This window comes from Synechococcus sp. A18-25c, assembly GCF_014280035.1.
Lineage (GTDB): Bacteria > Cyanobacteriota > Cyanobacteriia > PCC-6307 > Cyanobiaceae > Synechococcus_C.
Window position 1 is genome coordinate 1,022,748 of the sequence record NZ_CP047957.1, and the last position, 12,195, is coordinate 1,034,942.

The window sequence follows — 12,195 nt, forward strand, 5'->3', positions numbered from 1 at the left end:
CGCAGATCTATCTATCGGACCCGCACGGCACTGAGTTAAGACAGCTCACGCGCGTGACCGGCGATGTCTCCGGATTCCGCTGGGCCCCAGATGGCCGCACTCTCGCGTTTCTGTTAGCGGACGATCCCGGTGATGCCGTAACGGGTCCCCAGCTCTCGAGTCGTCCCAAGCCGTTGACAGCGCTGTTTGAAGTGTCTGTTTTGGGGGGAGATCTCAGACGGATTTCACCTTCGGATCTGAATGTGATCGACTTTGACTGGTCCCCGGACGGGACGCGAATTGCCGCGTTGTCCTCTCCCAGTGCCAAGGTCTCGGATTTAGTCAGTGCCAGACAGTTGGTGATCCTCGATCCCTCTGTTGGTGAAGTGGCGCGTCGTTTCACCAATCGCATCGGCTGGGACTCCCCAGTGCTGTGGTCTCCCGATGGCGAACTCATCCATGTGGATGTTTGGAGTCCTTCCCCTGGCGATGCTTGGTCACCTGCATTGATCTCAGCCACCGACGGTCACACGCAGATTGTGTTGGATGGCATCAAAGCGACGATCGCAGACACACGTTGGTCTGCTGATTCTCGCTTTCTGTACGGTCAATTGTTGGAAGGTAATCAGATGTCTCTCGCCAAGATTGATCGAGAGACAGGTGCGATCGAGCGCTTAAGCCCGACGGGTGTCAATGTGTTTGCTAAGAACAGCTACACCATCCACGATCAGTCAGGTCGTGTTGTGTTCCTCAAGGGTTCACCTTCAACATCACCTGATCTTTGGTTGATTGGTGAGGACCAGACATCCAAACAGCTGACGCGTTTAAATCCGCAGTTTGATGCGATTCGCTTTGGCGATGTGCGTGAGGTGAAATGGCGCAATCCAGATGATGGTCACACGGTGCATGGATTCTTCGTTCTACCTCTTGACTATCAGGAAGGTCGTCGCTACCCGATGGTGACGATTCTCCATGGCGGTCCAACATCGGCATGGAGAATTGGTTGGTCAGACGGTTTCACCGATTGGGGTCAGCAATTAGCCGCCCTTGGCTATATCGCTTTTTTCCCAAATGTTCGTGGTTCACTGGGGGCTGGAGTTGATTATGCCAATGCCAATACAGGAGATTTAGGTGGAATTGACTATGAGGATGCAATGAGTGGGATCGACGCTATGGTGTCGCAAGGATTTGCTGATCCTAATCGTTTGGGTGTTGGTGGTTATAGCTATGGGGGTTATCTGAGTTCTTGGAGTATCACACAGACCCCACGATTTAAGGCGGCTGTTTCGGGTGGAATCCTTTCGAATCTGATCAGCTTTTATGGAACGACTGACAATCCTGTGTATTTAAGAGTTCATCTTGGTGAACCACCTTTTGCTGAGCCATCGCTCGCCTGGCAACGCTCTCCTCTTAAGCATGCAGCTCAAGTAACAACGCCTGTGATGTTTTATGGGGGTGACAGCGACTACCGCACGCCCCCTGGTCAGGTCCATGAAATGCATCGCGCGGTTGAAGATGCTGGGGTGACGACGTTGAAGGTCCTTTATCCAGGAGAAGGTCATGGATTCGTAGACCGCAACAATCAATTGGATCTGATGCAAAGGATGCTCGATTGGTATGGGCGTTATTTGCCCGCGGATTAACGACTGAATGTGGTTGGGTGATGTTGTTTTCCTTGAACCCTGGAACCCTGATCTCGCTGTGATCCATGGAGAGTGGCCTGAGCTCCCATCGACGGCTCTGATCCTCCGAACGGATCAAGATGGAGATGTCGACAGGCAGAGTCGTCTTGCACTGCCTCTCCTTCTTCCGCCTGATGCCTCTGCCTCCCGCTGGTCATACCTGTAGCAAGCAGTTTGAGGACTACCCCTGTTGTCACCGGCAGTGGCAGCACCCTGGGCATTGCCGGTTTGTGCACGGTTACAGCCGCAGTTTCACGTTTTGGTTTGCCGCCACTGCGTTGGATGCTTGCGGTTTCGTAGTGGATTTCTCCAGCCTCAGGCCTCTGGAGAAACAATTACGTGACCAGTTTGATCACACGTTTCTTGTGAATGCTGACGACCCGCTGATGGAGCAGTGGCAGACACTGCATGCCCAGGATGCTTTGGATTTGCGGGTGATGGACAACGTGGGCATGGAAGCCTCTGCCCAGTTGGTGTGGGGCTGGGCCAACACCCTATTGAGGGAGCGCGATGGTGGTCGCTCCTGTTGCTGGAAGGTGGAGGCCCGGGAGAACCGAGCCAACGGAGCCTGTTATGAAGCCCTGCCGGAATGGTTTTCCGCTACGCAGCCATGACGGCAACGTTAGTGATCAGCGAAGCACCAGCTCCTCCCGCTCGTCGCTTCCCTGAACTGGTTCCACATCCACGTTCACGGTGGCCCCGTCGACATACCGTCCCGCAAGGATGGCTTTGGCAATGGGGGTTTCAAGTTTGCGCTGAATCGCCCGCTTGAGTGGACGTGCGCCATACACCGGGTCGTAACCGGCGTTCGCCAGCCAGTCGGTGGCTCCGTCGCTGATGTTCAGATCGAGTTTGCGTTCCATCAAACGGCTGCGCAGCCTCTCCACCTGCAGGCTGACAATTTGGCGTAGCTCATCCCGCCTGAGGCTGTGGAAGATGATCTGATCGTCGAGGCGATTGAGAAATTCCGGTCGGAAATGGCCACGGAGGGCCTCATTGACTCGCCGCTCCATCACGTCGTGCTGGTCGTCATCGCCCCCGAGATCGAGAATTGACTGGCTGCCGATGTTGCTGGTCAGGATCAGCACCGCATTGGTGAAATCCACGGTGCGCCCTTGCCCATCGGTGACGCGGCCGTCATCGAGGATCTGGAGCATCACATTGAACACATCGGGGTGTGCCTTCTCCACCTCGTCGAACAAGATCACGGCGTAGGGCCTGCGACGCACCGCTTCGGTGAGCTGACCGCCGGCCTCGTAACCCACGTAGCCCGGAGGGGCTCCGATCAGACGACTGACAGTGTGCTTCTCCATGTATTCCGACATGTCGATGCGCACCATGGCCTCTTCACTGTCAAAGAGCTGCGCCGCCAGGGCTTTGGAGAGCTCCGTTTTCCCAACACCCGTGGGCCCGAGAAACAGAAAGCTGGCGATCGGTCTGTTGGGATCACTCAGACCGGCGCGTGAACGCTGAATGGCATCGGCCACGGCTGTGACGGCCTGCTGCTGCCCCACGACGCGGTCGTGCAGCTGGGTTTCAAGGCCCAGCAGTTTGGCCATTTCCGATTGCACCAACTTGGCAACAGGGATCCCCGTCCATTTGGCAATCACTTCGGCGATGTCGTCTTCAGTGACCTCCTCCCGCAACAGCGATTTCTCCTGGACCGACTCATCATCTCCAGCCAGGGCCGTTTCTTTGTCCGTCAACTGCTTCTGCAGGGTGGTGAGAGTGCCGTACTCCAGCTCTGCCGCTTTGTTGAGGTCGTAGCTGCGCTTGGCTTGCTCCACCTGCAGTTGCACGCGTTCGATCTCTTCCTTGAGATTGGAGAGTTCGTCGATGGCGCCTTTCTCCTGCTGCCACTGGGCATTCAGGGTGCTCTGCTGTTCAGCGAGTTCAGCGAGTTCGCGTTCCAACCGCTCCAACCTCTCCTGACTGGCGACATCGGATTCACGGCCGAGAGAGAGTTTCTCCATCTCCAGTTGGAGAATCTTGCGATCGATCTCGTCAATCTCCTCCGGTTTGGAGGTGATTTCCATCTTCAACCGCGCGGCTGACTCATCCACCAGGTCGATCGCCTTATCTGGCAAAAAGCGGTCGGCGATGTAGCGACTGCTGAGCACAGCAGCGGCCACCAAAGCGCTGTCGGCGATGCGCACGCCGTGATGCACCTCATAGCGCTCTTTCAGACCACGAAGGATGGAGATCGTGTCTTCAACAGTGGGTTGGTCGACCATGACCTGCTGAAAGCGGCGCTCCAGAGCTGGGTCCTTTTCGATGTGTTGGCGGTGTTCATCCAGCGTGGTGGCGCCGATGCAACGCAGTTCACCGCGGGCCAGCATGGGTTTGAGCAGGTTGCTGGCATCCATGGCTCCGCCTGTGGCGCCGGCTCCCACCACGGTGTGGATCTCATCAATGAACAGCACGATCTGGCCGTCGGAGGACGTGACCTCCTTCAAGACGGCCTTGAGGCGCTCCTCGAACTCCCCCCGATACTTGGCACCTGCGATCAGAGCGCCCATGTCGAGGGCGATGAGCTGACGATTTTGTAGGGCTTGCGGGACATCGCCATTGACGATCCGCTGAGCCAGCCCCTCCACGATGGCGGTTTTGCCGACACCCGGTTCGCCGATTAGCACCGGGTTGTTCTTGGTGCGTCGGCTGAGGATTTGGATGGTGCGGCGGATCTCTTCATCCCTGCCGATCACGGGATCCAGTTGTCCATCACGGGCAGCGGCGGTGAGATCGCGGCCATATTTCTCCAGGGATTCGTAGGTTCCTTCTGGGTTTTGATCGGTCACGGTCTGGCTTCCACGCACGGCATCGATCGCGGTTTTGAGGGTTTTCGGCGAGGCACCCGCCTGGCTGAGCAGTCGTTTGCCGCAGCGGGAATCCTCGGCCAGCGCCAGCAACAGGTGCTCGATGGAGATGTAGCTGTCTCCGTAGGCCTGTTTCAGTGTCTCGGCGCGATCGAGCAGACCGTTCAGGCCGCTCCCCAGATACACCGACTCCGGCGGTGTCTGCAGGGATGGTTGCTGGGAGAGATGACTCTCGACACTGTCTTGGAGGGTTGTGGGGCTGACTCCGGCTTTCTCAAGAATGCGGTTGGCCAGACCGTCCTGCTCCAGAAGGGCCAGCAGCAGATGTTCCGTTTCCAGCTGCTGATGCCGTCGCTTCTGGGCCAGGTTCTGGGCCGAAAGGATCGCGGCCCAGGCCTTTTCGGTGAATTGTTCGGCCGTGGGTTGCATGGTTCCGTTGGTGCTGAGACAACCGTATGGGTGATTGCAGCTTGTGAGGTCCGGAGGACCCATCCCTTGGGGTTCGGCCTCCACACCCTGATGCGGTCAACCGGTCTGGATCGGTAGGGTCCACCGCACACGCTGCAACGTGATGTCCGAGGTCAACACTGTGGATCCGAGCCTGGTGCTGCGACTGGTGGCGCGTGTTCGTGAGCTTTATGGTCCGACGCCTTCCGATCTTGAGCGGATGTGCTGGACCGTGGTGCACGAGCATCATCATGCTGCGTTGCCGACGGAGTACGACATCCGGGAGGTGGATGAGGAGTTGTACATCGCAGTGCTGACAGCCGCTCGCCAGTGACACCGAGGGCAGAGACCCATCGCAAGACCCTGCTGGGGTACTCAATGCGAGACAGTCATGTTCCAAAGCATTGGATGTGATCGAAAAAGGGACGATGTTCTTCGCTTCTCTGCCGCTTGTCGGCTGCTTGTTCTGTTGAACGATTAAGAAGCTCATGGATGGAACCGTCACCGTTGAGACCCACCTCGGGTTGCACGTTCTGATGGCTCTCCTTCAAGCGTCAAACTTCCAAGGAATCCAGCAAGACCGCTTTGAGCGACGCAGCAATGTTTGCTTATCTGGTGACCTTGGCCTACGGCGATGTCGACGTCCCAACCCTGGCCCAAGTGGTGTTTCTCAGCGATCGGGAGGGAGAGGATGCCAGCTCAGTGGCGACGTCTCTGCTTCAAAACGCGGAGGCACAAGCTCCGCAGATGCCACGATTTGACTGGACGACCCTGAAGGTTCATGGAAGCCAGACCCTTAGCCAGGCTGACCTGGGGAGGTTGGTGGCCGCCGCAGCCAAGGGCCAGGTGGGTGTTGGTCGTGTGTCTCCCTTGAGGCTGCGCTGAAAGGGGTGTTTCATCCTGTGATCGGCCATTGGTGTTCAACAGCTGATGGATTTTTCCGTTGCTTAGTAAGTCCTATTGCTTATGGACTGCTGTTTCAGTCCACCCTAAAAATTCATCAATGCCTTCGGCATTGACTCAAGTGTGAGGCTCTTGTCAGTTCTGATGGAGAGCAATGCCTTTGCAAGGAAAGCGTCCACCGTTCATTGGTTTGAAAGTTGGTGATCTGGTGTTAGTGCAATCCACGCCCAACCCTGACCCTTCAGATACAGATTGGTGGATGGGGTGGATTGTTCGTTGTACTCATCGTTCCCAGTGCATTCATGGCACCACGATGTTTGAAGTGAAGGATGCCGACACGGGTGAACTTCGATCGGTGGATGCTGAGCATGCAACACGCTTGGTGCTTGCTGGCATGGACGCCACCAAAATGGTTCCTCTTGTTCCTGTGTCTTGAGAGCTTGTTCTGCTGGATGTTTGCAATCATTGGTACGGATGCATTCCAGCAAGCACTGCCCTGCTTCACGTCTGAGAGAATGAAATCTGGTCTTTCCGGAATGGAGCAGCCGGTCGATGGGTAGCAAGTCTGGATTTACGGCGCGAGAAGTGGAAGAGATCAAACGTCTTTACCTCGAAGAAGGTCGTTCCCATGCTCAAATCGCCAAGATTGTGGGGCGAGGGAGTGAACATTCCGTGCGTAATGCGCTTGTGAAGGCGCGAGTGAGTCGAGTTGGTGGTGAAGGTAAAAAGTTGGAGCGATTCAAGCCTGGGCAGATCTATGGAAAAATAACTCTGATCAAGCAGCTCGTGAAGTCAAAGAAGCTTCGTTATCACGTGGCTTGTGATTGTGGCTATGAATTTGATGTTGATCCCTATTTGTTGACACTTTCAGATGGCCACAAGAACCAAATCGCGATGTGTCAGCAATGCAAGGCTTCGCAATGACGGGCAGTCATTGGAGATGACGTTTCCCGGTGTTTGAGGGAGTGACCTGATGTGTTGAGGATGACCGCGTCAGGCAGCACTCCAACCACGATGCCCTTCAACAAGGTCAGCCAGAGAGTCTGTTGATCCGAGAGGCCAGGTGTCTGTTGCACATGTGTGATCACGCGTTGGTGCCGTTTTCTCAGCCATGGGCGCATCATGTGGGCTCTCCTCTGGTGAGCCTTCGGTTCAGCCCTGTGCATTGGGGACAAGCCGTGGCAACAATGTCCAAGGAGGGGTGTTTGTTGGCATCGCGGTATGAACAAGAAGCCTTGGTGGCAGCGCTTGAGTGCTTATCTGCTCGGCGTGGTCGACGAATATTGGGCGATGCGGGAGCCATCCCAATACCACGAGCACAATCCCCAGTGCGATCTGGAGCCCAATCCGACAGCATCGGAAGTTGCCGACTGAGGTTGCAGTGAACCGATCGCCCACGCGGATTGATTGATCGTTGTTGCTGGTACCTGCCAGAGCGCTTGGCTCTGGCTATCGATTGAACATCAGCCCAAGAACGGAGTGGTCGTATGCCTGTGATCAATATTTCCGGTGAAAAAGTCCCCAAGCTGGATCAGGTGTCTGAGTATTGGCCACGAACCATTCAGCAGTACTGGCGAGATCAGGAAGGCCGGCAGAAGTCCTTGTCGGCAAGGCTGCTTTCGGAGTCCATTCGATTGAAAGGAGCCTCAAGGCCTCGCAAGCAATGGTTTGCCAAGCGCCAGAGCTTCGTTTCTCCAGCTCATCGGTAGGCAGACGTGCTGAGCCATTGGGCTTGAGAGGCGTCAGCGCGGATGGTTGCCGGCCAAATTTGTTTTGGCAGCCTTCAGGGCTTCTTCGCAGGCAGCCCTGTCGTCGCGGTCGATGTCCCCATGTTCCCCATTCAACCGAGCCGTTAAAAAGGCAATCTCATCGTTCCAGTACCGGCTGTCTTTCGTGTCGTTGGGCATGGTTTTCGGTGGGGTCAGCAAGTTGTCCGCCTTACCATCCCAGCACCAGAGCGCGATTGATGGCTGTTGTTGTCCCCGAAGATTTCGACTACGACGCGGAGATTTCCTTCCTCGAGATCAGGGATCAGTTACCGCTCATTGACCCCGAGTGTCTTTCGCCAAGTGATGTGCTGGCCATCCTTCTCCATCTGTTTCAGCAGAAACCGGGCTTTTTGGATCGTGGTCATGACATCAACAACTCGGAAACAGCCTGGGTGAACGGCTATCTCTATCGGTTGCGTGCGGGCGCCGACGCCCAAGGGATGGAAGCGTTCCAGGTGGAGTGCATCGGGTCGAGCGTCGATCGCATGGCTGAACTGCGTTGAAACGGCGCTTGGGCGCTTGGCTGTCCTAGACCACTTCAATCTCGATTGGGCCGATCCGTGAGATCACACTGGTTGATCCCCTGGGCATTGGGATCGACCTCTTTCAGGCGCTGAAGAATGTTGCGCAGGTCTGCACCTGCCAGTTCACCATTGCTTTCCCATTTCAGGCTGGTTCCGCGGCGGTTGTGAACGGAATCGTGCATGGCCCCTTGGAAGTGGGTGAATTGTCGGCGCTCGTGGTCTCATGCGGGGAGAGCGTGGCCAATCCTTAAAGGAAGTTTAAAATGTAGCAACTGCTACGCATATGGCTGCATCCCGTGAACGTGGCTCCCTGTCTGAATGGAAGACCTGTTCCCCAGCTAGGCAAGCGGGTCTTCCTGCTGACACGCGGAGTGCCCCCGCTGTCGTCGTCGTTCAGCCGAACCCTTGCGCTTTTGCTTGACGGATCAACGGGCGCTGATTCCCCCTTGACCAAGACCTGACGCTCGTGCGCATCTCCCACGTGGGGAGCGATTTCAACACCTTGTTGCTGCATGCGCTCCTGCCACGCGGCTTCCTGGCTTGAGCCCGTTTCACTCTGCAGGTAGGCCGTCACACTGGCGTTGGCCTTGTCGTTCGGCGCAAAAAACAAGGTGCCTGGTCCGCGCCGTTGACGCGTCAGGTTTCGTCGCAGACGTCGTTGTTGCGTTCCCGCCCACAATTGCCCAGCCGCTGAGGTCATGTAGTCGTTGAGTGATGGCTGATCGGTGTGTTCACTCAGCGCCATGGACGTGCCATCGATGAAGTCGCTCAGCAGGGTGACCACAGACATCGCCAACGTTTTGAAAACGTCAGTCTGTGTCTCCGCCGGGGCGGAGGCCAAGTGCACTGCGCTTCCACCAGCCATCCAGTGATGAGCTCTGGGCGTCTTCGATCAGATCGGAGGCTGAAACAGCGAAATCAAGCCGTCTCGCAAACGCGACAATTTCAGCATCATCGTTGCAGATTGCGAGCTCTCGGCGAAGGGATGCGCTGTGTTCAAGGGCATGAACGAAGCGACGCAGTCCTTCTTGGCTCATCGCGACCAACCCTTCTCCGCTTGGCGTTCTACGAAGGCGGCGACGTCATCGATATCGGTGGCGCTCAACTTGCCCTCGAAGGCCGGCATGGCGTTTCTGCCATTTTCGATTTGGGTCTCGATAGCTTCGATTGGGTCCTGCAGGTAAGACTCCAGGTGGGCTTGGAGATCCTGCTGGCTGAGGGTTCGACTGGCGCGAATCACATTGCCACCACCCATATGGCAAGCCGCGCAGTTGGCGGAAAACAGCTGTGCCCCATGCTCGACGTCAGCATCCAGAGCTGCCGTCACTGGAAGGGCCGTCATCAAGCCGATGCATAGGCTGAGAATCAAGGCCAACACAGGGAAGGGGTTCAGCATCGTTTGCTGATCAACACTGCTTCAACACTATCGATCGACGGCCATAAGAAAAGATCTCAGCGAGATGATTCACTCTCTGAGATCTGAAGATGGTGATTTGAAGAAAAAGGCGGTGATCGAGAGAATCACTCAACGATCACTTGGCCAACCATGCCAGCACCGCGATGGGGCTCGCAGTAGTAGTCGTAAGTGCCAGCTTCACTGAAGGTTTCCTCCCAGGATTCGCCAGGTGCGAAGGCCAGATCAGGATGGCTCAGCTCATCGTGGCCTTCGAAAACGGCGTTGTGAGGCGCCATTTTGTTGTTCACAAACTTGACGGTGTCACCCGCTTTGATGGTCACGCTGCTGGGCTCAAACGCCAGCATGCCGGAATCGGCGCCGAGCTTCACTTCGACAGTTGCAGCGTTGGCGGAAGCCACGCCGAGGGAGCAGGCCAGCACGAAAGCCACGGCTGCGCTGAGAATGGTTTTGAGACTCTTCAGCATTGGATCTAAAGGGAATGAGTCAATTAAACCGCATGGATATGGGCCCTCGTGGCGGAAGTCCTGAATCCTGTAGGACGGCTTCAAGATCTGAAGCATGACTGCTGCCCCCGAACTGCTCCGGCTGGGTCACAGGGTCATGGATGAAATGGCGTTGCCGGATTGAAAAGCGATCCCAGGCGTTGACCTCAATGGGCAGAACTCGGATCAGGGTCTCAATCAGCCACGGCCAGAGCGGAATGCCGGGGGTCAGCCGCACGCCACGCCAGCGACAGAGGGTGGCCACGGCGTCGTTCACACCGATGGCGCGCTGACCCATCACAATGCGGCGCACCGCGCCTTGACCGGGTTCCGAATTGCGCTGGTGCGGTGTGGTGGCGAGATGACCGCAGATGGCAGCGATGTCTGCGGCATGGATGAAGTGGAAGCTGGCATCGGCTCGCAAGAACCGTGCCAGCCAAAGCCATTTGCTCGCTTCCGCCAGGCCTTCGGTGAGGTAGCTCGTCGGGAAGCGACTGGTGCCGTCGACGCGACCGCCAAACACCAGCGTTGGAAACACAGCAACGATCTTCTCTGCGAGCGGATGTTCTTCCAAATCCTTGAGGCATTGGGCCTTGGTTTGGATGTACTCCGTGCCGTAGGCCAGGGCTTCCTGCAGAGGTTGAAGATGCCGGTCAAGAATGCTCGCGGTTGAGAAATAGGTGATCTGCTCGATCCGATCAGGATCTAGCAAGCTCAGCATCTGCTTCACCGCCACCACATTCACCTGCTGCGCTCGTTCAGGGTCACCCCATGCCGTCGCCGTGTGAATCACGCGTGTCACGGTGGCCAACTCGGCGGCGAACCGGGCGGTATCCCTCAGGTCGCCGACTAAGAGCGTCACCCGCGGATGATCCGCAGGAATCGCGGTCAGCTTCTCCGAATCTCGGAGCCAAAGAAGTAATTCCGCATCACTGTGCTCGAGCAGCCAGGCCGTGGTGTATTGACCGACGCAGCCGCTGGCGCCGGTGATCAGGATGCGCGCCGGGGTTGAGGCCTGGCTCAAGCGAGAGCACCCACGCGGTCCATGACGCTCTTACCGGCCTTGAAGAAGGCGGCACCGTTCTCCTCAGGAGTGCCGGGAAGAATGCCGTGACCAAGGTTGAGGATGTGCTTGCGGCCGCGGGCTTTGCGCACGCAGTCATCGATGCGCGCTTGGATCGCTTCGGGTGTGCCGAACAGCAGGCCAGGATCCACGTTGCCCTGAACGCCGACGTGCTCCGGCAGGCGTGCCAGCGCTTCGGCCATGTCAACGGTCCAGTCGAGGGAGACAATGTCGACGCCGGTTGCCGCCATGCGTTCAATCACACCGGCGCTGCCGGAGATGTAAAGAATGAACGGGGTGTCGGGGTGGGTCTGCTTGACCAGATCGACAACCTTTTTCTGGTAAGGCGCAGCAAACGTGTCGTAGTCCGCTGGACTGAGCTGCCCTGCCCAGGAATCAAACATCTGCACCACCTGGGCTCCAGAATCGATCTGGTAACGCAAATAATTAGCGATTGATTCGGCGAAGTGGTCCAGCAGCTTGTGCAGGATCGCCGGCTCCTGGAACGCCATTGCCTTGATCACGGCGTAGTTCTTGCTGCTCTTGCCTTCCACCACATAAGCGGCCAAGGTCCAGGGGGCACCGACGAAGCCGAGGACGGCCGCTTCATTGCCGACGCTCTGGCGTAGACGACCCAGCACCTCACCCACGAAGGGCATGGATTCAGCCGGATCAAGAGCGTGCAGGGCCTCCACTTGGGCCATGCTGCGAATGGGATCGCCGATCTGGGGCCCTTTGCTCTCGATGATGTCGAAATCGATGCCCATGCCTGGCAGGGGCGTGAGGATGTCAGAGAACAGGATCACGCCATCAGGCTTGAAGGCGTTGAACGGCTGCATGGAGATCTCGTAGGAGAGATCCGGGTTCTCCGAGCGCTCGCGGAAACTGGGGTACTGATCCCGCAGGTCCCGGTAGATCTTCATGTAGCGCCCGGCCTGGCGCATCATCCACACCGGAGGACGCTCCACCGCTTCACCGCGGGCTGCGCGCAGCAGCAGAGGCAGAGAGTCGCTCATCAAGCCGAATTCAGGTCATTCGGAAACCTACCTGAAGAGTCCGTGCTCTCGGCCAGGTTTCTCGCCACGCTGAGCTGTTCGTCACATGGAGGCTGTT

The 12,195-nt window shown here is 57.2% G+C and carries 17 protein-coding genes; 8 read left to right on the top strand and 9 right to left on the bottom strand.

Annotated features, from left to right (window positions below; genetic code table 11):
* Nucleotides 1-173: 173 nt before the first annotated feature.
* Together SynA1825c_RS05595 and SynA1825c_RS05600 are read left to right on the top strand one after the other, a co-directional pair.
* Nucleotides 174-1,622: a prolyl oligopeptidase family serine peptidase gene (locus SynA1825c_RS05595; protein WP_222930030.1), complete on the top strand. Its 1,449-nt coding sequence runs from the start codon at nt 174-176 to the stop codon at nt 1,620-1,622.
* A 173-nt stretch (nt 1,623-1,795) separates the two neighbouring features.
* A complete protein-coding gene (locus SynA1825c_RS05600; protein ID WP_186470653.1) occupies nt 1,796-2,275 on the top strand; it encodes a 6-carboxytetrahydropterin synthase in 480 nt (159 codons plus the stop codon).
* Nucleotides 2,276-2,290: 15 nt separating this feature from the next.
* Here SynA1825c_RS05600 and clpB read toward each other — a convergent pair whose 3' ends face one another.
* A complete protein-coding gene (clpB, locus tag SynA1825c_RS05605) occupies nt 2,291-4,906 on the bottom strand; it encodes an ATP-dependent chaperone ClpB (RefSeq protein WP_186470654.1) in 2,616 nt (871 codons plus the stop codon).
* 142 nt (nt 4,907-5,048) lie between these two features.
* Between clpB and SynA1825c_RS05610 the strand changes: the two genes are divergently transcribed.
* The 5 genes from SynA1825c_RS05610 to SynA1825c_RS05630 all read left to right on the top strand — a co-directional run bounded on the left by SynA1825c_RS05610 (nt 5,049) and on the right by SynA1825c_RS05630 (nt 7,201).
* Complete coding sequence (locus tag SynA1825c_RS05610) at nt 5,049-5,258, top strand: hypothetical protein (protein ID WP_186470655.1); 210 nt, start codon at nt 5,049-5,051, stop codon at nt 5,256-5,258.
* Nucleotides 5,259-5,524: 266 nt separating this feature from the next.
* Nucleotides 5,525-5,809 (top strand): hypothetical protein, encoded by a 285-nt coding sequence (locus SynA1825c_RS05615; RefSeq protein WP_186471050.1) that lies wholly within the window; start codon nt 5,525-5,527, stop codon nt 5,807-5,809.
* 172 nt (nt 5,810-5,981) lie between these two features.
* Entirely contained in the window at nt 5,982-6,263 is a 282-nt protein-coding gene (locus tag SynA1825c_RS05620; protein ID WP_186470656.1) for a DUF3104 domain-containing protein, read from the top strand.
* 116 nt (nt 6,264-6,379) lie between these two features.
* On the top strand, nt 6,380-6,751 hold the full coding sequence (locus tag SynA1825c_RS05625; RefSeq protein ID WP_186470657.1) for a transposase: 372 nt from the start codon (nt 6,380-6,382) through the stop codon (nt 6,749-6,751).
* A 297-nt stretch (nt 6,752-7,048) separates the two neighbouring features.
* The gene (locus SynA1825c_RS05630) at nt 7,049-7,201 is read left to right on the top strand and encodes a hypothetical protein (RefSeq protein ID WP_186470658.1); all 153 of its coding nucleotides are present in this window, start codon (nt 7,049-7,051) and stop codon (nt 7,199-7,201) included.
* A gap of 368 nt (nt 7,202-7,569) precedes the next feature.
* Here SynA1825c_RS05630 and SynA1825c_RS05635 read toward each other — a convergent pair whose 3' ends face one another.
* The gene (locus tag SynA1825c_RS05635; RefSeq protein WP_186470659.1) at nt 7,570-7,734 is read right to left on the bottom strand and encodes a hypothetical protein; all 165 of its coding nucleotides are present in this window, start codon (nt 7,732-7,734) and stop codon (nt 7,570-7,572) included.
* A 59-nt stretch (nt 7,735-7,793) separates the two neighbouring features.
* On the opposite strand from SynA1825c_RS05635, the gene SynA1825c_RS05640 reads away from it, so the two are divergent.
* On the top strand, nt 7,794-8,099 hold the full coding sequence (locus tag SynA1825c_RS05640) for a hypothetical protein (RefSeq protein WP_186470660.1): 306 nt from the start codon (nt 7,794-7,796) through the stop codon (nt 8,097-8,099).
* Nucleotides 8,100-8,134: 35 nt separating this feature from the next.
* Here the strand turns inward: SynA1825c_RS05640 and SynA1825c_RS05645 are convergent, their stop codons facing one another.
* From SynA1825c_RS05645 to hemE, 7 genes are all read right to left on the bottom strand, one after another.
* Entirely contained in the window at nt 8,135-8,302 is a 168-nt protein-coding gene (locus SynA1825c_RS05645; RefSeq protein ID WP_186470661.1) for a hypothetical protein, read from the bottom strand.
* Between the two features lie 65 nt (nt 8,303-8,367).
* Nucleotides 8,368-8,910, bottom strand: coding sequence for a hypothetical protein (locus tag SynA1825c_RS05650; protein ID WP_255478461.1), 543 nt, complete (start codon nt 8,908-8,910; stop codon nt 8,368-8,370).
* 19 nt (nt 8,911-8,929) lie between these two features.
* Nucleotides 8,930-9,157: a Nif11-like leader peptide family natural product precursor gene (locus SynA1825c_RS05655; RefSeq protein ID WP_186470662.1), complete on the bottom strand. Its 228-nt coding sequence runs from the start codon at nt 9,155-9,157 to the stop codon at nt 8,930-8,932.
* Nucleotides 9,154-9,516, bottom strand: coding sequence for a c-type cytochrome (locus SynA1825c_RS05660; RefSeq protein ID WP_186470663.1), 363 nt, complete (start codon nt 9,514-9,516; stop codon nt 9,154-9,156). Before SynA1825c_RS05660 ends, SynA1825c_RS05655 begins: the two co-directional genes overlap by 4 nt.
* A 125-nt stretch (nt 9,517-9,641) precedes the next feature.
* Nucleotides 9,642-10,001: a plastocyanin gene (gene petE, locus SynA1825c_RS05665; protein WP_186470664.1), complete on the bottom strand. Its 360-nt coding sequence runs from the start codon at nt 9,999-10,001 to the stop codon at nt 9,642-9,644.
* A gap of 19 nt (nt 10,002-10,020) precedes the next feature.
* Nucleotides 10,021-11,043, bottom strand: a complete 1,023-nt coding sequence (locus tag SynA1825c_RS05670) for an NAD(P)-dependent oxidoreductase (protein WP_186470665.1) — start codon at nt 11,041-11,043, stop codon at nt 10,021-10,023.
* Nucleotides 11,040-12,098 (bottom strand): uroporphyrinogen decarboxylase, encoded by a 1,059-nt coding sequence (hemE, locus tag SynA1825c_RS05675; protein ID WP_186470666.1) that lies wholly within the window; start codon nt 12,096-12,098, stop codon nt 11,040-11,042. Before hemE ends, SynA1825c_RS05670 begins: the two co-directional genes overlap by 4 nt.
* Nucleotides 12,099-12,195: the final 97 nt, after the last annotated feature.